The sequence below is a fragment of the Nitrospirota bacterium genome, from assembly GCA_030684575.1.
Lineage (GTDB): Bacteria > Nitrospirota > Nitrospiria > Nitrospirales > Nitrospiraceae > Palsa-1315.
Map to the genome: position 1 here is coordinate 777,716 of JAUXVD010000008.1, position 19,293 is coordinate 797,008.

Sequence of the window (19,293 nt, forward strand, 5' to 3'; positions counted from 1 at the left end):
ACCAGTGCGAGGGCCTTCTTACGGCCTTCACGGCAACATTGCATGTACTCACCTAGGGAGTCGCCGGACTGTCCTTCACTGCGCGCATCGGACGAGCACCGTTTCATCGTGCGCGATGAACGACGGGAACGCATGAAAGTCGGCTGCTGAGGTCGCTATTGCATACGGTTCGCGAGGAGGACAGACTGAACTGATGGCTGAAATGCGAAGGGAGCGGAGCGGTCCTGTCCTATCGCACACGTAACGGGGTAAGAATGGGGAGGGAGCTATGGTTAGACGATTTGGCTCAAAGGGATATCAGGGCAATGACGCCAGGGCACAACAAATGTGGCAAATCCTTGTCGCCGCGGCCAGTAATCGACAAATCCTTACCTATAAGGTGATGGCTGGGCTCATTGGCTATGCTGGACCCGGTGTCTTAGGCGATCCGCTTGCGCACATTGCCTACTGGTGTAAGAAGAACCACACGCCGCCACTTACGTCCATCGTGGTGAATGAGAAGACAGGCCACCCTGGAAAGGGTATTCCGGTGAAGAAAGCGTCAACCTTTCGTGAGCAAGTCTATGCCTACCAGTGGTTCAAGCTTGTTCCACCAACCCGGGAAGAATTACGCGAAGCGCACGATGCGTATGTCTAGGGACGCTCGTTGGGGTTGGTCGCCTAATTTTGACCACGTGTCTTTGTGTCTTCTCTTGGATAAGAGGGGGTAGCGGGAGTCTTTTCTCACCGCAATGACCACCCACCGGTTACGTACCAACGCTCAATCGGGCAATCTGGTGAGAAGTGCCGGGCCTATCGCCGTGCCAGGCGATCCTGCGCCAGAGGTTGAGCAGGCTGGCGAGGGAGGGCGCCTCCTGGTCTATCTGGTTCTTCTGGTTGATCCGGTTTCTCTGGTTCATCTAGTTCCAGGAGCGAAACAAACCAGACAAACAAAATAAACCAGAGAGACCAGACCGACCAACCTGCCTCGCTAGTCCTGCTCGCGCTCTTCTCGTCATGCTGTTACTCCCGTCGCTTCATCCCTTCCGGACCGCCCGCAACGGCCTCTGCCTGACGTGTCTTTTCACGGTGATGAGGGTTGGTAGTGTTGTAGCGATCCTGCGATGCGCGCTCGCCTTACCACGAACGTCCCTGTTAACATGAACATTCTTCACCAACCTGTAGCCAAGGACAATCCATCGATGTCGATGCCCTCACAGTCGAATGCCGTGCTTGTGGCGATCCGCACCCCTCGTGTGACCGTGGCGGAGCTGGACAGCTCTCTGCAAGAGCTCACCCGTCTTGTGACCACCCTCGGGCACCATGTCGTGGGCCAGGTGACGCAAAAACGGAGTTCCGATAAGTATGCGGCGGTCTTGGGTCAGGGGAAACTCGCCGAATTGGCACAGTGGACCGGTGGCACAGGGACAGTCGCGGTGGCGTTTGAACGGCCGATGCACAAAGCGGCTTCGAAGCGCGAGGCGGCGGCTTCTGACGTCACGGAGGAATCAGACGAAGACGATTCGGATGATACCGGCGAGGCCGCACCGGGCCCTCGCGAACAGGCGCAGATCGTCATCGTGGACTGTGATCTGTCGCCGTCCCAGTTGAAAAATCTTGAAAGTGCCGCCGGCGTGCCGGTGCTGGACCGTACCGGCGTCATCATTGAGATTTTCAGTCGACATGCGCGGACCAGAGCGGCTCGGCTTCAAGTCGAGATCGCGCGGCTCAATTATCTTGCGCCACGTTTGCGTGAAACCGGTGGTGGCAGCGAGCGGCAAGGCGGGGGAGTCGGAGCCAAAGGGTCAGGAGAGACGAGCCTTGAGCTCGATAAGCGCAGAATCCGCGATCGCCTGAAAGAACTCAGGACGGAATTGGCGTCGATCGGGGACGAGCATCAGACGCGCCGCGCGAGACGGGAACATGAATTGACGGTCGCGCTCGTCGGGTACACCAATGCCGGTAAATCCTCGCTGATGCGCGCGATGACGGGCATCGATGTGCTGGTGGCCGACAAGCTGTTTGCCACGCTCGATACCACGATCCGGCCCCTGTATCCTGACACGCGTCCCAAAGTGCTCATGAGCGATACGGTGGGATTCATTAAAAAGCTTCCGCATGATCTGGTGGCGTCGTTCAAGTCGACGCTGGATGAAGCGGCCTGTGCCTCGCTGTTGCTCTTTGTCGTCGATGCCTCAGATCCCTCTTTTCGATCCCAACTCGAGGTCACGCGGACGGTGTTAGCCGAAGTGGGCGCCACGGACATTCCCAGCCTCGTGGTGTTGAATAAACAAGATCGTCTCGGACCGGACGAGCTCGCGGCCCTGAAGGCGGAATATCCGGACGCCTTTTTTCTGTCCACGAGAAGCAAGGACGATCTGCAGGCGCTCCGTGCGCGCATTATGGGGTTCTTTGAGAGCGAGATGATCGACGAGGAATTACATATTCCGTTTACGGCTCAAGGGGTCGTGGCAGAGATCCGCGCCAAGATGCGGATCTTGTCCGAAGCCTATGATGCCGAGGGACTCACGATACGGGTGCGATCGACAGCAGAGAATCTGGCTGGTATCAAAAAGAAGCTCGCGCGATGAGGCAGGGATTGCGCCATCACCCGACTCTCCTCTGACTGTCCGTCCCATTCCCCTTGAAGGCCTTCATCGTGGAACCCCTTGATCAGGCGCAGGCCTGCAGGGCCGTGAGGCTTTCCCTGACGGAGCGATAACCGCTCTACTATCCCGGACGCTTGACGAGCTTCTTGGGTAGACTGGAGCGGACGGTTCCATAGCGTCGCCCGCGAGGAGCTTGCCGCACGGTGACTTCGACATCCTGGCCCAATAAGGATAGGAAATGAACCAGGCGTTCGACCGAGAACCCGGCCATTTGGCCGGCGAGGAGCTTGGAGACCTTGGCTTGGTCAATGCCGAGTTGGGTTGCCGCTTCGGCCTGCTTCCAGCCTCGTCCCCTGATGGTCTCCTGAAGCGCCTGCAGTAAACTGCTTTTCAGGATCAGCTCCGCAGACCGTTCTTCCGAAAACCCTAGATCCCGAAAAATATTTCCACTACCTTTTGTTACCGTGGCACGTTTCATAGGCCTTCCTCCCTTCTCCACTTGAGCAGATCGGCATACCGAACCTGTCCGAGCTCTAGATCCGCCCTCGCCGTCTTCTGTGAGCGCTTCTCAAACACATGGAGCACGTACACGGCTTCTTCGAACTTGGCCACATAGAAGACTCGATAGGCCCCGTTTTCATCCCTGACCCGAATTTCCCGGACTCCAGATCCGACCGTCGGCATCGGCTTCCAATCATCCGCTTCTTTTCCCTGCTGAACTTTGAATAGCTGAAAGCCAGCCGTTTCCTGTGCGCTGTCCGGAAGTTCGCGAATGTCCTCCCGTGACGTTCCGACAAAATGAATCGGCTTCATCCCTCACCTCTCCGCGGCCATCCAGGGAGATGTTATGCTACATTTGGCATATACACAAGAGACTCGCTGAGTTGAGACCGGCGGACCGCGGCAGGCCATGTATACAACGAGAAGGTGCCGGGAGTCTTTTATCGCCGCTGCGTGGGACCTGGTTCGATGATCTGTGAGGGGGCGTGACGGGGTGGAGCCTATCGCCGGAGCATGGCGATCCAGCGCCAGAGGTTCAGCAGACTGGCAAGGGAGGCTGCCACGTAGGTAAACGCGGCTGCGGTGAGGATGCTGCGGGCCCCCTGCTCGTCTTCAGGCGTGAGGTAACTGCCTTGGCGGAGGACGGGAAGGGCTCGTCTGAAGCTGGCGTCCCACTCGACCGGCAGGGTGAAGAGGTGGACTAGCGTGGAGATCCCCATCGTCGCCAATCCGGCCAGCATGACGAGGAGGCCCGCGACCGGGGTTCGTGCTAATGCCGCCGCGATTGGAATGCCCATCATCATGACCGCTCCGACCTTTTCCGCTCCCTGTGCGATCCGCACGAGCCTGGTGCGCTCCGCGAGCGGTTGGTACCCCATGTGGTCTTGCATGGCATGCCCGACTTCGTGGGCGGCGACGGTAATGGCCGTGAGAGATTTCCCACTGAAAATATCGGGCGTCAGGCGGACGGCTTTGCTGACAGGATCGTAGTGGTCCCCCAGCTCGGTCGGTTCCACCGTGATGTGCGGCATGTTGAACCGATTGAGCAGATGCCGGGCCAACTCTCCGCCCGTTCCCGGGTAGTCCGAGCGGGGCGCACTATGCCGGGCAAAGACCCGCCTGGTCCAGAACTGTGGACCCAATATGACAACCCCGATCAGGAGCAACAGTAAGACGAGGCGTATCATCTATCCGGATTCCCCTCCCTTTCTTGTCGGGTGAGGCACTCGGCCCAAGCCGGTGGCACAAGGTTGTTGGGATCGATCCCTTTCCCTCACAGGCTACCACAATGGACGTGCGGGAATAACGAACCGGGCCCTTCGCCCTGTCTCAGCGCCTCGTCCGCATCTGACGTCCGTCCCCACGAGGCTGCGGATGGGTCTATCCTGTCTATCTGGTTGATCTGGTTCCATCGGTTTTCTTCTCCCTGCAAGTGCGCTATCATGCGCGTATGTGAGGTGGCCTATGGATGAGCAACTCCTTCTTAAACGCATTACGGTCGACCCGAAGATTTTCGGCGGGAAGCCCATTATCCGGGGCCGCCGCCTTGCCGTTGAACATGTGCTCGGCATGCTCGCGGCCGGGGACACGACGGACACGATTCTTCATGGCTATCCGTGGCTGGAGCGCGAGGACATTCAGGCCTGCCTGGCCTATGCGCATCGGATTGTCGGTCACGAGCGAATTGAACCGTTTCCGCTTGAAACTGCCTCGTGAAACTTCTCCTGGATACTTGCATCGCAGGTGGGGCAGTTGCCCCACTGATGGCCGCCGGTCACGATGTGGTCTGGGCAGGGGACTGGTCGGCCGATCCGGGGGATGATGAAATCTTGGCGCGGGCCTCTCGCGAAGGTCGCATTCTCATTACCCTCGACAAAGATTTCGGTGAGCTGGCTGTGGTGCGAGAGCAGGAGCATGCCGGAATTATCCGGCTGGTGATCTTGTCGGCTTCTCAACAAGCGGCCGCTTGCGTGATGGCCCTCAATCGCTATGGGACAGAGCTCCAGTCGGGCGCGATTGTGACCGTTGAGCCAGGGCGTATCCGCATCCGTCCGGCAACCTCACACCCAGAATCTTCCTAACATCGCCCGCATCTGACGATCCGTCTCCACGAGGCTGCGGATGGGGCTATCCTGTCTATCTGGTTTGTCTAGTTCAGGTAACGAAATCAATTAGACAGACCCAAAAGCCTAACCGGTCCTGCTTGCACGCGGGAGGGGGCTGACCTTTGAGAGTGCGGGGTTCTGAGTTTTGAGTGCTGAGGTTAGTGTGGGTGAATCAACGCCTCGCAGCGTTCCTGCGCGAAGCTGTTGCGGGCTGGACATTGGGTGTGTGCGGGACTACCATGTGCAACAGAAACTCTTTGGTGAGAAATGGCCATGAGCGAATTGATTTTTGTGGTGGAAGAGGCTCCTGAGGGCGGGTACATCGCCCGCGCGCTCGGGCAGTCGATCTTCACGGAAGCGGATACGCTGGCTGAATTGCCGGAGAAAGTCCGTGAAGCGGTTCGTTGTCACTTTGAGGAGGGCCACGCGCCTAAGGTCGTCCGCCTTCACCACGTCCGCGAGGAAGTTATCGCCGTATGAGGCTTCCCCGCGATCTGTCCGGAAGCGATCTCGCTCAGGCTCTTCGCAAGCTCGGCTACTCGATGACCCGCCAAGCAGGCAGTCACCTCCGACTCACCACCTACGAGCATGGAGAGCATCATCTCACGATTCCCCTGCATACGCCGCTTCGCATCGGCACCCTCTCGGCCATTCTCGCCGATGTGGCCATGCATTATAAGATAAGCCGTGAGCAGCTCCTAGAACGGCTGTTTGAGTAGGAACGGACTGCCGTCTGAGTCTTTCTTTCGGTGAATTCTCAGCCTCGTGGGGCTTTCTCTAGACCGAGCGTTCTTCCCCATTCAAAAGATGTCACGATGAAATAGGTTGCCGGGCTACTCTTCGGACTGGCTCTGCTGGTTGGCCCTCTCCTCTTTCGTCGCCGGTCGCACTTGTCGACGCCTCGTCCGCATCTGACGATCCGTCTCCATAGGCGGCAGACAGGTCTATCTCGTCTATCTGGCTTTTCTGGTTCGTCTAGTTCAGGTAACGAAATCAACCAGACAGATCAAACAGCCTGGCTGATCCACGAATGCATACGTTCATGCAGGTGAGGTTAGGGCATCTTGCAGATCGAGTCGAGCGCGGCCAATCTGGTCCGAAGATAATTTCTGATGTTGTTCCACTGCACATCGCCGCTGACCATGCCGATCGGTGTTTGTGCATTGTGGAAGCGGTCTCTTGCGGTCGGTCCGCCGATTTGAAGAAGCACGGCCTTGGTCTCTGTGGCCCATTTCCCTGATTCTTTCCCCCATCTCGCCGTCAACTGTTCTTTCTGATCTCGGAAGGTTCCGGCCCGTCTGCTCTGCCAGTACTCCTTATCAATGCGCTCTCTCAGTGCATAGCCCTGTTTCAGCTGCGTGGTGCATCTCGCGCCTGGTCGAGCTGCGGCTGCTTGCGCCTCGGTGGTTCCTGCGGGAGGTCGCGCGCCATTGTTCTCAACTGCTCCATGATCTTGGCGTGCGGTCAGCTCTGCAGTGGTGGGTGTTTTGGGTGACGCGCTGCAGGCACTGAGAAGGAGACAGAGCGCAACCCCAAGCAGTCTGTTCGACGTTGACATGTGGTCACCGTGCGGATTCACTTCAGAAGGATAGCGAGTTCGACCAGCTCACGCAAGCGCCGATAGAGTCGCGTTCTCTTCTGTTGAGACCGGAGCATACTCATCGTAGGGGGGAAGCAACGGGGGCGGAATAGGGGCTGCGTGAGCGTCCATTGCGCATGTCGAGTTGCCACAGTTCTCTTCTCCGCCATTCATCCTTCATGCATGCGGCGGCCTGGATGCGCCTCAACCTGCCGTAATGACAATACATGGCTATTCCTGTGGGGGCATGGTAGAGTGCAGGTGTCTCATCGCGGCGGGCCTCGCATGACACATCAAATTACACGGCCCATTTCGGATGTTGTTGTTCCCGAGAATCTGATCGGAAGTCTGACCTAGGTCGCCTTGTTCGTTGCGTCTTCGGCCCTCTCCTTCCCCTCGTGAAGCTGTTCTCGTGTTCCCTACAATATCAATTTTCAGAAGGAGGACCCCCATGGGTTCAAAACTTTATGTTGGCGGATTGCCCTATGCGGCAACTGAATCGCAGCTCACCACCTTGTTCGCGGCACACGGGACTGTCGAGTCCGCGCGTGTGATCACCGACAAGTTTACCGGACAGTCGCGAGGCTTCGGCTTCGTCGAAATGGCCACGCAGGATGAAGGTCAGGCGGCGATTTCTGCCTTGAACGGCACCCAGATGGACGGACGTCCGTTGACGGTGAACGAAGCCAAGCCACAAGAACCCCGCACCGGTGGCGGCGGACGTGGCGGCAACGATTTCGGCGGTCGCAGCCGGTTCTAAGCATTCCGCGATGTACCGAGCGGGGCGTCTCATCAGAGGCGCCCCACCTTCACCCAGAGGATTACACCCATGTCACAGTCACAGCAGCCAGCATTGCCGCGTACACAGGCCACTCCGAATTATCCGACCACGGTCCTGTTTGGTCTCGTCGCATGTGGCGCGATGATCGGAGTTCCAGCCTTTGCCTATACGTATGGATTCACCTGGCTGGACTGGACCATGTTCGCCGTGCTGTATGTCGTGACCGGTTTGGGGATTACCGTTGGCTATCACCGCCTGCTGGCGCACCGCAGCTTCGATTGCGTCCCTTTGGTGAAGGCAGGATTGCTCATCGCCGGGGGATGGGCGCTCGAAAACTCGGCGCTGAAGTGGGCCGCGGACCATATCCGCCACCATGCGAATTGCGATCAAGAGGCCGATCCCTACAACGCTCAGCGGGGATTCTGGTACAGCCATTGCGGATGGCTGTTCATGAAGGATACCAATGCGGATGATAAATACGCGTCACGTTTGCGGCAAGACTCTCTCGTGATGTGGCAGCATCGCTACTACCTGCCCATCGTCCTCTCAGGCTTGGCGCTCCCGTTCGTGGTGGGGTTTCTGTACAACGGCTGGGTCGGGGGGCTGGGGTGTTTCCTGCTAGCCGGCGTCGGACGAACCTTTGCCGTACTCAATTCGACGTTTTGTATTAACTCGGTCTGCCATCTCTGGGGACGCCAACCACATGGTCAGGCTGATTCCAGCCGTGATAGCTGGCTGGTCTCGCTCCTGACTTTTGGCGAAGGCTACCATAACTATCACCATAGCTATCAAAGCGATTACCGCAATGGCCCACGCTGGTACAACTTCGACCCGTCGAAATGGCTGATCTTCACGCTTTCCCTCTTCGGCCTGACGCACTCGTTACGGACGGCATCCAGCGACAACAAGTAAGGGCTGGCTTTCACGAGCGGAGGGGAAACATGTTCCCCGCGCTTGCGCCAGTAATGATGTCGTGAACAACGCAGGGCTGGGAGCAGCAACTGTGTTGAACATCAAGCCGGCTGATTAGCCGCAACCCGCCACGGCGTTTCACGCTTTCGCGTCGTATTGAGAATCGTGAGCCGCTGGCGCAGGAGGCAAAGGAATGAGGCCGGGCTGGATGGTCTCCCACTGCGCGTCTCCTCCCGCCCGTTCTCTCTCTTATGGGGCGAAGAGTTCCGTGAGTAGAGCGAGGACCTGCGCTTTGGTGGCTGCGTCGATCTTGCCGACGCGTTTGACCAGGCGGGTTTTGTCCACAGTCCTGATCTGATCCAGCACGATCTGGCCAGATTTGCCTTTGAATCGAATCGGCACGCGGGTGGGGTAGGGACGGCCCTTGGTGGTCATGGGGGCTACGATGACGGTGTCGATATGGTGATTCATTTCGTTCGGGGAAATGATGAGGCAGGGGCGAGTCTTGCGGATTTCACGGCCCTCGGTGGGGTCGAGGCGCACGAGAAAGACCTCGAAGCGGGCGACTACCACGTCCAGTTTTTCCGATCCCATTCAGACGTGGCTGCTGTTTCAGGATCTATAGGCTGGTCATCTCCCTGGCGATGCATCTGCTCGAAGGCCTGGTCCCAGCCTGCCCGTGCTTTGGTCGCCGAGCGAACGAGCAATTGCCCTTGTTGCACAATGAGATCGACCGCTCCGTGCAACTGACATTGCTCAATGACGGATTTGGGAATCCTGATTCCCTTGGAGTTTCCGATTCGCACGACCTGTGCCTTCATGTCTTCCCCTCACGTTCAAAGTAATTCTCTCTTGTAATTACATTGTGCGTATATGAGTTGTCAACACAGGAGCTTGTCTGGGCTGCCCCCTCACATCCTGTTCACGCGCGCGCGTTTCCTCTACGGGAAGGGCACCCATGTTGGCCCCCCTGCCGCCGGCAAACGAGGCAACAGATGCTCCCTCCAAGCTCGCTTGTTTTTTCTTTAGGGATGGGGGCTGATTGAACTTCCACTGCGCGCGTCCAACGAGGGCCTTCGGAGGCCGCGCGTTGCGCGAGCACAGAAGTTCAATCAGCCCCCATCCCTCTCTCTGTTCCGGGAGCATAGGGCCAAGGTGGGTGTTCTTTCTTTCTGCCTCGCGTTGTTCTCCACTCGCTGCTTCTTCTATACTCCCTCTATGCCGTCTCCATCCGATCTGTCCTTCACCGAGTCACTCACCAGTGAGCGGCGCCAAATCTTTTACGAACGCCATCGGTTTCTCGCGATGCTCATGATCCTCATTGTCCTCTTCTCTCCCTTCGCCGGGGTCTATGTGACGGGGTTGATTGGAGCAGGGATTGGTGTGCTGCTGTCCATCGCGGCCTACTATCTGACGCCCTATGTGTGGCTCAGGCTTGGCGGCTGAGGGCAGGCCTCTCGAGGAATGTGCAGGATGCTGAAAACTGCCGCCAGCGACGTTTTCCCATCGTTCAGATCCTCAACGTACCCCAGATGACCGGCGGTGTTTGCTCGGTGCGATGCCGGGCAGTGAGCATGCGGAAGGGGGCTCCCTCCTCAGGTGGGAGACCCCTTCCGTGGCTGGTCGCGCCAAAGAAAATGGGCGACTTAGGCCGCTCGCTTTTCTTTACTTTCTGCTCTTCGCCGGCGAAAGAAGGAGAGTTGAATATCATCGCGATTGCTACTGCCATGATCGCCACCAACATGCGCTTCATCGTCTGAGACCTCATGAACGGGTGTAAGGCTTGTGTCGTTCATAGGTATTTGTCGAGAGCATGCAGGAAGTTTGGTGCCGGACATTTCTCATTCTGTCGGGGCAGCCATTCCATCCCTCCGAGCTCGCTCATTTTCTTTTCAAGGATGGGGGCTGTGATCTTCCATTGCGCGCGTCCATGCGGGGCCTTCTCAGACCTCGCGTTGCGCGAGCACCGAAGATCATCGGGCCTCATCCCCTCCGCTTTCCAAACGTGCTCCGTCCAGGTATTCTGCCTCCACGGTTCACCCGCGAGGTTATCAGTTGGAGGCTGCGGCCTCACCGAATGTTCATGAGTCATTCATTGCCTTGATGAGGAGGTGCGGCGATGTCGGGAGTCGATATTCTGATGGAATATGTCATTCGCTATGGGTTCCAAGTGCTGGGCGCCGCGATTGTATTTGCGGTAGGTATGCTGGTCGCCCGCTGGGTCGGCAGGCTGACGCAAGAGTGGCTCGAGCGTCAGGATATGGAGCCCCCGATCAGGATGTTGTTGGTTAAGGCCGTGCAGATCGTGGTTCTGCTCTTTGCGGTCATAGCGGCGTTGGGCCAGCTGGGCGTCCAGATTGCGCCGCTGCTCGCGGGGATCGGAGTGGCAGGACTCGGCGTCGGGTTGGCGCTGCAAGGCGTCTTGAGCAACGTCGTGGCCGGGCTCTCCATTATTTTCACCAAACCCTATCGGGTGGGGGAACATATCTCGATCTTGGGTGTGCAGGGGGATGTCGTCGCCATCGGGATCTTCTCGACCACACTGCTGCATCCCGATCGCTCGCGCGTCGTCATTCCCAATCGGAAGATCGTGGGGGAGATCTTGCACAATTTTGGTACGATCCGCCAACTTCAGCTTCAAGTAGGCGTGGCCTATCGTACGAATGTGACCGAGGTGCTGGCGCTCGTGCGGGAGATTCTGGCGCAGAATCCCGGTGTGCTGACGGAGCCTGCCCCGTTGGTCGGGATCTCTGAACTGGGCGACTCCGCCATCACGATTTCCATCAAGCCCTGGACGTCGGTCGTCGACTTCGTGAGGGTGCAGGGGGAGTTGAACCACACCATCATCGAACGGTTCCGTGCGACGCACATTGAGATTCCCTTCCCGCAACAGGAGGTCCGTCTGCTTTCGACGGTGTAATCGAGGGGGAGATGTCGCGAGGTTGGTCTCATCGGTACTCGTCGGGAGATGCAGGAAGTTCTGTGCCGGGTATTTCACATTCTGTCGGGGGCGGTCATTCCATTCCTCCGAGCTCGCGCATTTTCTTTTCAAGGATGGGGGCTGTGATCTTCCATTGCGCGCGTCCAACGAGGGGAGTCCGCGACCGCGCGTTGCGCGAGCACAGGGCCAACGTAGTATTCTGTCCCATTCTTCATTCCCTCTAGTCGGGAGTAGGCAAACCGTTCTTTACTGCGCGCATCGGACGAGCACATTCAGATTGTGCGCGTTCTGCGAGCAAGAAGGACGACCAGGCCGTCTAAGTATTATTCTTTTCACTCTATCTAGAAGGATGCCTGCTGTCGGTTCTACTGCGGCCGTCGAACGAGGCCCTTCTGAGAGCGCGCGTTCCGGGAGCAATGAACCGATGTAGGCGTCCTTCCTCCTTTTTCGTTCTTGATCCCCCTTCCCTACATGTATAGAATGGCCCAACTTTTCAGGTAGTTAGCTGTACGGATCGATTCTGTAGTACTTCGAGGTTTCCCATCGAACACGTGATCGTGATGGATGGAAGCCAGAGGAAATGGGTGTCCCCCAACACCCCTAACAGGAGGAGACCACAGTGAGCGACTCATCCATCATTACTTTTGCGTTAGTGGCGGCAGTGACCGGCATTGCCTACGGCCTCTATTTGGCTATGTGGGTATTCAAGCTGGACGCCGGCAATCCGAAGATGCAGGAAATCGCGAAGGCGATTCAGGAAGGCGCGAGCGCCTATTTGAATCGCCAATATCGGACCGTCGGCGTGGTCGCAGCTGTGCTCTTTGTCATGTTGTGGGGCGCAGGGGCGATCTCCGATAAATTTGGTCTGCTGACTGCGATTGGATTTTTGATCGGCGCCGGCGCGTCGTCGCTGGCCGGTTATGTGGGTATGGTCATCGCGGTCCGGGCCAATGTGCGGACGGCGCAGGCGGCTCATAAGGGGATGAACGAGGCGCTGACGGTGGCGTTCCGCGGTGGCGCGGTGACGGGACTGTTGCTGATCGGCTTAGGCCTGTTGGCGATTACGCTCTTTTATGTGGTGGCCTCGCAGATTTCAGGGCAGGAGAAGGCGATTCATGCCTTGCTGAGCCTCGGGTTCGGCGGAAGTTTGATTTCGGTATTTGCCCGGGTGGGCGGCGGTATCTATACGAAGGCGGCAGACGTCGGCGCAGACCTGGTCGGGAAAGTCGAAGCGGGGATTCCGGAAGACGACCCGCGCAATCCGGCGGTCATCGCGGACAACGTGGGCGACAATGTCGGCGACTGCGCTGGTATGGCCGCGGACCTCTTTGAGACCTACGCAGTGACGACGGTGGCGGCGATGGTCTTGGCCTATACGCTGTTCAAGGGAGTAAGCGCGCCGATTCTCTATCCGCTGGCGTTGGGCGGCGTGACGATTTTTGCGACGATTATCGGTATCTTCTTCGTGAAGGTGAGCCCGGGCGGCGGGATCATGCCGGCGCTCTATAAGGGCTTGTTTGTGGCGGGCGGCATTGCGGCGGTGGCGTTTTATCCTGTGACGACGACGATCATGGCGGATGTGGGCGGTGTGAGCGGAATGAGTTACTATCTCGCCTCGTTGATCGGCTTGGCCGTGACGCTCGCTCTCGTCTTCATCACTGACTACTACACCTCCAAGAGTTATGCGCCGGTGAAGGCCATTGCCAAGGCGAGTGAAACGGGCCATGCGACCAACATCATCGCCGGATTGGCGGTGGGGATGGAGTCGACGGCCTTGCCGGTGGTGGTGATCGGCGGCGCGATTCTCACGAGCTACTGGATTTGCGGCGGCGCGGCCTCGGGCGGGTTGTACGGCGTGGCCACTGCGGCGGTGTCGATGTTGTCGATGGCCGGGATTGTGGTGGCGATCGATGCGTTCGGCCCGATCACGGACAATGCGGGTGGCATCGCGGAAATGGCCCATCTCGGTAAAGAGGTCCGCGACATCACCGATCCATTGGATGCGGTCGGTAACACGACGAAAGCGGTGACCAAGGGTTATGCGATCGGATCGGCCGGTCTCGCGGCGGTGGTGCTGTTCGCCGAATATGCGCGCGAGGTGGCGAAGGGGAGTGGGGCGAGCACCTTCGACCTCTCCAATCCTTCCGTTCTGGTCGGGCTCTTTCTGGGCGGGATGCTGCCCTTTATCTTCGGGGCCCTTTGCATGAAAGCGGTGGGAGAGGCTGCCGGTCTGGTGGTGGAAGAAGTGCGGCGGCAGTTCCGGACGATCAAGGGCATTATGGAAGGCACCGGCAAGCCTGAGTACGGGACCTGCGTGGACATCGTGACGCAGGCGGCGATCAAGAAGATGATGGTGCCGGGATTGATCCCGGTCGTCTCGCCGATTCTCGTCGGCATGATCCTGGGGCCGCAGGCCTTGGGCGGTATGCTCGTCGGCAGTATTGTGACCGGTCTGTTCGTCGCGATCTCGATGACGAGTGGCGGCGGCGCCTGGGACAATGCCAAAAAGTATATTGAAGAACAGGGCCTGAAGGGGACGGATACCCACAAGGCGGCAGTGACGGGCGATACGGTCGGCGATCCCTACAAGGACACAGCCGGCCCGGCGATCAATCCGATGATCAAGGTCATTAATATTGTGGCGTTGCTCATCGTCTCGCTGATCGTCTAGCAGGATGCTGAAAAAGTCCGCCAGCGTCGTTCTCAGCTCATCTAAATCCTCAACGTACCCCTGAGGGTACGCCTCCGGTTTCGATTCGCCTGCGGCCTTGCTGGACGGAATTTTTGAGCATCCTGGGAGTGGTTGTCGGCACTCGTGAAGGGCGAGCATGGAAGCCATCAGCTCTCAGCTCCATGCTGATGGCTGAAAGCTCAAGACCGACGCCACTTCACGTTTCTTTGCTCGGCTTGACGGCTGAAATGACCCTGGAGTAAGGTGATCGCAGGGATCACGTTGGTGCTGATCCACGAGAGTTTCCCAGAAACACGGGAGGTGCTCGGATGGAGAAACAGGAACGCAAGCAGGAAGCCAAGCGTGAGCCGCAGGGGAAAGACGACGTTAAGGCTAATCCCAAGGTCGTCGAAGCCGGCAAGAAGATGAAAGAAGATATCGACAAGCTGGTCGATGAGATCGACGACGTGCTCGAAAAGAACGCGGAAGAATTCGTCAAGAACTACGTGCAAAAAGGGGGGGAGTAGCACCAGGATTCTGGCAGGCTGCTCCCTCTTTTTTTATTCCCCTGTAGTGCATTTCGATTCAGGCGTCCCTCTGTCCCTCATCTGCGAACCTCACATCCCTGCGTTTGACAACCGAGAGCCGAGAGGCTAGTATCCCTTTAATTCTCAGATAGTTAGCCTATCTTTCGCCTCTGAATCGTGTAAGGGGTCCTCATGAAGTCCAAGCTCTGGGTCTTCCGTGATATCAATCTGTTGCAGCAGGCCTCGTTGGTGCAGGCCCTCTCGATTTCTCCTGCGACCGCCTCCTTGTTCCTGGCTCGCGGTGTGACGACGCCAGATGAAGCAACGTCATGGATGTCGCTGCAATCACCGCACGATCCGTTTTTGATCCCCGATATGGAACAGGCGGTCGAGCGGCTCCATCGCGCCGTCACGACTCAGGAGCTGATTTGTTTCTACGGCGACTACGATGTCGATGGCATTACGGCGACCAGCGTCTACATGTCGTTCTTTGGCGGATTGGGTGCCAAGGTTCGCGCCTATGTTCCGCATCGACTCCACGAAGGGTACGGACTCAACCTCAGTGCCGTGCAGCGCTTGCATGACGAAGGGATCTCGCTCCTGGTGACGTCCGATTGCGGCACGACCTCACATAAAGAAATCGCGTTGGCGGCGCAGCTCGGTATGGACGTGGTGGTGACCGACCATCACCAGAGCGATGAGCAGATGCCTCCGGCTGTGGCGGTGTTGAATCCTCATCGAGTCGGGGCCCTCTATCCGTTTCGCGGTCTCTGTTCTGCGGCGCTGGCCTACAAGGTGGCGCAGGCCTACCAGCTGCGCTACGGAGTCGCCGGCGTGCCGTTGGAATCGTTGCTCGATCTCGTGGCCTTGGCGACGGTCGCCGACGTGGTGCCTCTCCACGATGAGAATCGAAATTTTGTGCGCGAAGGGCTTGTGCAGTTGTCGCGTGGCGCGCGCTGCGGCGTGCGGGCGTTGAAGCAGGTGGCGGGGGTGACGCGGGAATGTACGGCGGAAACCATCGCCTTCAAGCTGGCGCCGCGTATCAATGCCGCCGGGCGATTGGACGATGCCATGCTGGGTGTGCGGTTGTTGACGACCGACAATCCGGCAGAGGCGCAACAGTTGGCCGACCGGCTTGAGCAATTGAATCGGGAGCGGCAGCGTATCGAAGTGGATATCATGGCGGAGGCGCTGGACTCGCTGAAGGATCAAGAGCTGCCGCCGGCATTGATCGTGGCCTCTCGCCATTGGCATCTCGGGGTGGTCGGCATTGTCGCTGCGCGTTTGGTTGATCGGTTTCAGCGCCCGGCGATTGTGATGGCGATCAACGAGCAGGGCATTGCCAAGGGTTCGGCACGGACGACCGGCGGGTTCGATCTGTATCAAGGATTGGCTTCTTGCCGGGAGATGTTAGAGGCGTTCGGCGGACATCCCAGCGCGGCGGGCGTGACGATTCGTGAGTCCCGGATCGATGAGTTTCGTGCGAAGTTTTCCGATGTGGTGGCCGGGTGGAACCACGAGGGCGCCAAGGTTCCGACCTTGAACGTCGATGCCGAGGTGCGGTTGAACGATGTGAATCTGCAATTGCTCCAGGAGATCGGCTCCCTGCATCCGTTCGGGGCGGGTAATCCCGAGCCCACGTTTGCCGTGACCCGTCTTGAAGTGTTGGATGCGCGCACGGTCGGTGAAAAACATTTGAAGATGACGGTGCGGCAAGGCACCTCGATGCCGTTCGACAGCATTGCCTTCGGGATGAAGTCGTTGCTGGAGCGGGGCATTCCGTCTCGCACCCCGGTCGATCTGGCCTTCACGCCTGAACTGAACCACTGGAACGGTCGTGACCGGATTCAGCTCCGCATTCGCGATGTCCGGCCGAGTGTGATGGAGTGAGTGAACCATGGTGTATGAAACCGTCACAGACCTCGACCAGCTGCTGGATCGGATCAGAAGTTATTCTGCCGATGCCGATCTCGGCCTAGTCCGCAAGGCCTACGAATTTTCTGCCAAAGCGCATGAAGGGCAACTCCGGCGGTCCGGAGAACCCTACCTGCAACATCCCGTCGCCGTCGCCGGTGTGCTCTCTTCCCTCAAGACGGATGTGGTCGCCATCGTCGCGGGACTCCTGCACGATACCCTCGAAGATACCGTTGCCACGGCCGACGAACTCGAGCGGGAGTTCGGGAAGGACGTGGTGCATCTGGTCGACGGGGTGACCAAGATCGGCAAGATTACGTTTCGGAGCTATGAGGAAAAACAGGCGGAAAATTTCCGCAAAATGCTGCTCTCGATGGCGGACGACATCCGGGTCGTCCTGATCAAGCTCGCCGACCGGCTCCACAATATGCGCACCTTGGAACATCTCAGCCCCGCCAAGCGGAAGGAGATTGCCCAGGAGACGTTGGAGATCTATGCGCCGCTGGCGAACCGCCTTGGGATCGGGTGGATCAAGAATGAACTGGAGGATCTCTGTCTCAAGCATCTCAAGCCTGAGGTGTACGAGGCGTTACGTGTTCGTGTGGCAAAACGGGACGAGGATCGGCAGCAATACATCGTGGAAGTCGGCCAACTCATGCAACAGGCGTTGCAAGAGAATGGATTAGGCGGACAGGTCTATGGCCGTCCCAAACACCTGTACGGCATCTACCAAAAGATGAGTAAGCAGTCGATTACGTTCGAAGAGGTCTACGACCTGACGGCGCTGCGGATCGTGACGGATCTCAAGATGAATTGTTATGCCGTACTCGGGGTAATTCACTCGCTCTGGCGGCCTGTGCCCGGGCGCTTCAAAGACTACATCGCGATTCCAAAATCCAATCTCTATCAGTCTTTGCATACGACGGTGGTCGGTCCGAAAGGGGAGCACGTCGAATTTCAGATCCGCACGGAGGACATGCATCGCCTTGCCGAACATGGCATCGCCGCGCATTGGAAATATAAGGAACAGGGGCAGGTCGCCGATCGCGACAGCAAGGCCTTCGGCTGGCTCCACCAGTTCGTCGAATGGCACGAAGACTTGTCCGATAACCGGCAGTTCATGGATTCGGTGAAACTCGATCTCTTCCACGATGTGGTCTATGTGTTCACGCCCAAAGGGATAGTGAAAGAATTGCCGAAAGGATCGACGCCTGTCGATTTTGCGTTCGCGATTCACACCGAGGTCGGAGACCATTGTGTCGGCGCCAAGGTGGACGGAAAGATCGTGCCCCTCAAGCATGAACTGGCTAGCGGAGATATGGTCGAAATCTTAACCTCATCGACGCAAACGCCGCACAAGGACTGGCTGAAGTTTGTCCGTACTTCGCGCGCGAAGACCAAGATCAAACATTGGATCAAGCTTGAAGAACAGAAGCGGAGCATTGAGATCGGCCGTCGCTTGCTGGAGTCGGAATTCCGCCGTCAGGGGATGGCCCCGGCGCAGATGTTCAAGTCGGCAGAGCTGTTGGACGTGGCTCGGCAGTCGGGATTCGAGAATACCGAGGAGTTGACCGCCGCCGTGGGCTTCGGCAGCCTGGCGATATCGCAGGTTATTGGTAAACTCACCGTCCAGCCAACTGGAACACCGGAACCGGTTCAGGAGCGTCCTGTTGCGCACAAGGCCGTGGGAGGAAAGAGCGACGACACTGGCGTGCAGGTCAAGGGGTCGCGCGATCTGCTCATGCAGTTATCGCGCTGTTGCCATCCCGTGCCAGGCGATCGCATCCTCGGCTACATCACTCGAGGACGCGGGCTGACGATCCATGCCGTCGACTGCCCCAACCTTGTGGCGCTAGACTACGATAAAGAGCGGTTGGTGGAAGTGGAGTGGGACTCGGCCACGCCGGGCACGCATTCGGTGAAAATGTCCATTGTGGCCGTTGATAAGACGGGTGTGCTGGCGAATGTGTCCTCCGCGATCGCGGAATGTCATGCCAACATCAGCCGTGCTGAGATTGCGACCCGAGAGGATCAGAAGGCTGTGCTGGATTTCGTTGTGGAGGTCTCAGGCACCCAGCATCTCGATCAGGTGCTGAAAGCGGTTGAGCGGGTCGATGGGGTGATTACGGCCAGGCGCATGCGGGCCTGGCAGGAACGGTCATAAGCGTCTGTCTTGTTCGGATGTCTATTTGGTCTATCTGGTTTGTTGGGTTGCATGAGAATCAACCAGATAGACTAGACAGACTAGATGAACCAGATAGACCCGCTTCGTCTGCTATGGAACCTTGAACTGAAGTTTCAATCCCCGTTCTAGTTTCAGCTTCTCTGCCCGGCCCCCGGCGAGTTCCAGCACATAGAGCGACTCGTCATTCGGACGATATTGTGGACAACTGTCGTCCGTTCTCGTGCAGATCGGGACATTCTGCTCGATGTAGACGATCTGTTTTTTTTCGTTCATCCAAATAATATCGAGCGGGATCTTGGTGTTCTTCATCCAGAAGGTCCAGGGCTGTGCCTGTAAGAACGTGAAGAGCATGCCGCGATCGGCGCCGAGGTGTTCCCGGTACATCAACCCTTCGGCGCGTTTTTGGGGCGTGTCGGCTAATTCCGCATGGATGATGATGCCCCCGGGGATGGTAATCGGGATGAGACCTGGCAGCACCGGATCAGTCCCTGCCTCGGTTGAGCCGGAGAAGGGTAGGAAGAGGGTGAATAGCAGCGTCAGTAGCCGTAGTTGTTGCATTGGCGCATCCTATCGGCGAGGCAGGAGTGAG

22 protein-coding genes are annotated in these 19,293 nt (G+C 58.1%); 14 read left to right on the plus strand and 8 right to left on the minus strand.

The features are described 5' to 3' along the window. Positions 1-268 precede the first annotated feature (268 nt). Together Q8N00_06875 and hflX are read left to right on the plus strand one after the other, a co-directional pair. Positions 269-637, plus strand: a complete 369-nt coding sequence (locus Q8N00_06875) for a hypothetical protein (protein MDP2382510.1) — start codon at positions 269-271, stop codon at positions 635-637. Positions 638-1,181: 544 nt separating this feature from the next. Further along, positions 1,182-2,570 carry a GTPase HflX gene (hflX, locus tag Q8N00_06880; GenBank protein MDP2382511.1) on the plus strand — a complete coding sequence of 463 codons (1,389 nt, stop codon included), beginning with the start codon at positions 1,182-1,184 and terminating at the stop codon, positions 2,568-2,570. 139 nt (positions 2,571-2,709) lie between these two features. On the opposite strand, the gene Q8N00_06885 is transcribed toward hflX, so the two are convergent. The 3 genes from Q8N00_06885 to Q8N00_06895 form a co-directional block, all read right to left on the minus strand. Next, the gene (locus Q8N00_06885) at positions 2,710-3,066 is read right to left on the minus strand and encodes a helix-turn-helix transcriptional regulator (protein MDP2382512.1); all 357 of its coding nucleotides are present in this window, start codon (positions 3,064-3,066) and stop codon (positions 2,710-2,712) included. After that, the gene (locus tag Q8N00_06890) at positions 3,063-3,401 is read right to left on the minus strand and encodes a type II toxin-antitoxin system RelE/ParE family toxin (GenBank protein MDP2382513.1); all 339 of its coding nucleotides are present in this window, start codon (positions 3,399-3,401) and stop codon (positions 3,063-3,065) included. The genes Q8N00_06885 and Q8N00_06890 overlap by 4 nt, the downstream gene beginning before the upstream one ends. Positions 3,402-3,589: 188 nt before the next feature. Continuing rightward, positions 3,590-4,276, minus strand: coding sequence for a zinc metallopeptidase (locus Q8N00_06895; protein MDP2382514.1), 687 nt, complete (start codon positions 4,274-4,276; stop codon positions 3,590-3,592). A gap of 277 nt (positions 4,277-4,553) precedes the next feature. On the opposite strand from Q8N00_06895, the gene Q8N00_06900 reads away from it, so the two are divergent. The 4 genes from Q8N00_06900 to Q8N00_06915 all read left to right on the plus strand — a co-directional run bounded on the left by Q8N00_06900 (position 4,554) and on the right by Q8N00_06915 (position 5,913). Beyond that, positions 4,554-4,805 carry a DUF433 domain-containing protein gene (locus tag Q8N00_06900; protein MDP2382515.1) on the plus strand — a complete coding sequence of 84 codons (252 nt, stop codon included), beginning with the start codon at positions 4,554-4,556 and terminating at the stop codon, positions 4,803-4,805. Beyond that, positions 4,802-5,170: a DUF5615 family PIN-like protein gene (locus tag Q8N00_06905; protein MDP2382516.1), complete on the plus strand. Its 369-nt coding sequence runs from the start codon at positions 4,802-4,804 to the stop codon at positions 5,168-5,170. Before Q8N00_06900 ends, Q8N00_06905 begins: the two co-directional genes overlap by 4 nt. A 297-nt stretch (positions 5,171-5,467) precedes the next feature. Continuing rightward, positions 5,468-5,674 carry a 2-oxoisovalerate dehydrogenase gene (locus Q8N00_06910; protein MDP2382517.1) on the plus strand — a complete coding sequence of 69 codons (207 nt, stop codon included), beginning with the start codon at positions 5,468-5,470 and terminating at the stop codon, positions 5,672-5,674. Further along, positions 5,671-5,913 (plus strand): type II toxin-antitoxin system HicA family toxin, encoded by a 243-nt coding sequence (locus Q8N00_06915; GenBank protein MDP2382518.1) that lies wholly within the window; start codon positions 5,671-5,673, stop codon positions 5,911-5,913. The genes Q8N00_06910 and Q8N00_06915 overlap by 4 nt, the downstream gene beginning before the upstream one ends. A gap of 335 nt (positions 5,914-6,248) precedes the next feature. Here Q8N00_06915 and Q8N00_06920 read toward each other — a convergent pair whose 3' ends face one another. Next, positions 6,249-6,752 carry a hypothetical protein gene (locus tag Q8N00_06920; protein ID MDP2382519.1) on the minus strand — a complete coding sequence of 168 codons (504 nt, stop codon included), beginning with the start codon at positions 6,750-6,752 and terminating at the stop codon, positions 6,249-6,251. A gap of 472 nt (positions 6,753-7,224) precedes the next feature. Here Q8N00_06920 and Q8N00_06925 point away from each other — a divergent pair, with 472 nt between their 5' ends. Both Q8N00_06925 and Q8N00_06930 read left to right on the plus strand, forming a co-directional pair. Further along, a complete protein-coding gene (locus tag Q8N00_06925) occupies positions 7,225-7,533 on the plus strand; it encodes an RNA-binding protein (GenBank protein ID MDP2382520.1) in 309 nt (102 codons plus the stop codon). 69 nt (positions 7,534-7,602) lie between these two features. Further along, positions 7,603-8,466, plus strand: a complete 864-nt coding sequence (locus tag Q8N00_06930; GenBank protein ID MDP2382521.1) for a fatty acid desaturase — start codon at positions 7,603-7,605, stop codon at positions 8,464-8,466. A 249-nt stretch (positions 8,467-8,715) separates the two neighbouring features. Here the strand turns inward: Q8N00_06930 and Q8N00_06935 are convergent, their stop codons facing one another. After that, positions 8,716-9,060: a type II toxin-antitoxin system PemK/MazF family toxin gene (locus tag Q8N00_06935; GenBank protein MDP2382522.1), complete on the minus strand. Its 345-nt coding sequence runs from the start codon at positions 9,058-9,060 to the stop codon at positions 8,716-8,718. After that, entirely contained in the window at positions 9,033-9,287 is a 255-nt protein-coding gene (locus tag Q8N00_06940) for an AbrB/MazE/SpoVT family DNA-binding domain-containing protein (protein ID MDP2382523.1), read from the minus strand. Before Q8N00_06940 ends, Q8N00_06935 begins: the two co-directional genes overlap by 28 nt. A gap of 334 nt (positions 9,288-9,621) precedes the next feature. On the opposite strand from Q8N00_06940, the gene Q8N00_06945 reads away from it, so the two are divergent. Next, entirely contained in the window at positions 9,622-9,912 is a 291-nt protein-coding gene (locus Q8N00_06945; protein MDP2382524.1) for a hypothetical protein, read from the plus strand. A 64-nt stretch (positions 9,913-9,976) separates the two neighbouring features. Here the strand turns inward: Q8N00_06945 and Q8N00_06950 are convergent, their stop codons facing one another. Next, positions 9,977-10,219: a hypothetical protein gene (locus tag Q8N00_06950; protein MDP2382525.1), complete on the minus strand. Its 243-nt coding sequence runs from the start codon at positions 10,217-10,219 to the stop codon at positions 9,977-9,979. 366 nt (positions 10,220-10,585) lie between these two features. On the opposite strand from Q8N00_06950, the gene Q8N00_06955 reads away from it, so the two are divergent. The 5 genes from Q8N00_06955 to Q8N00_06975 all read left to right on the plus strand — a co-directional run bounded on the left by Q8N00_06955 (position 10,586) and on the right by Q8N00_06975 (position 18,683). Continuing rightward, entirely contained in the window at positions 10,586-11,386 is an 801-nt protein-coding gene (locus Q8N00_06955; protein ID MDP2382526.1) for a mechanosensitive ion channel family protein, read from the plus strand. A gap of 640 nt (positions 11,387-12,026) precedes the next feature. Further along, positions 12,027-14,078: a sodium-translocating pyrophosphatase gene (locus Q8N00_06960; protein ID MDP2382527.1), complete on the plus strand. Its 2,052-nt coding sequence runs from the start codon at positions 12,027-12,029 to the stop codon at positions 14,076-14,078. A gap of 329 nt (positions 14,079-14,407) precedes the next feature. Then, positions 14,408-14,605 carry a ubiquitin-like protein Pup gene (locus Q8N00_06965; GenBank protein MDP2382528.1) on the plus strand — a complete coding sequence of 66 codons (198 nt, stop codon included), beginning with the start codon at positions 14,408-14,410 and terminating at the stop codon, positions 14,603-14,605. Between the two features lie 192 nt (positions 14,606-14,797). Beyond that, positions 14,798-16,495, plus strand: a complete 1,698-nt coding sequence (recJ, locus tag Q8N00_06970) for a single-stranded-DNA-specific exonuclease RecJ (protein MDP2382529.1) — start codon at positions 14,798-14,800, stop codon at positions 16,493-16,495. A gap of 7 nt (positions 16,496-16,502) precedes the next feature. After that, positions 16,503-18,683 carry a bifunctional (p)ppGpp synthetase/guanosine-3',5'-bis(diphosphate) 3'-pyrophosphohydrolase gene (locus Q8N00_06975; GenBank protein ID MDP2382530.1) on the plus strand — a complete coding sequence of 727 codons (2,181 nt, stop codon included), beginning with the start codon at positions 16,503-16,505 and terminating at the stop codon, positions 18,681-18,683. A 111-nt stretch (positions 18,684-18,794) separates the two neighbouring features. Here the strand turns inward: Q8N00_06975 and Q8N00_06980 are convergent, their stop codons facing one another. Continuing rightward, entirely contained in the window at positions 18,795-19,262 is a 468-nt protein-coding gene (locus Q8N00_06980) for a DUF192 domain-containing protein (protein MDP2382531.1), read from the minus strand. Between the last annotated feature and the right edge of the window lie 31 nt (positions 19,263-19,293).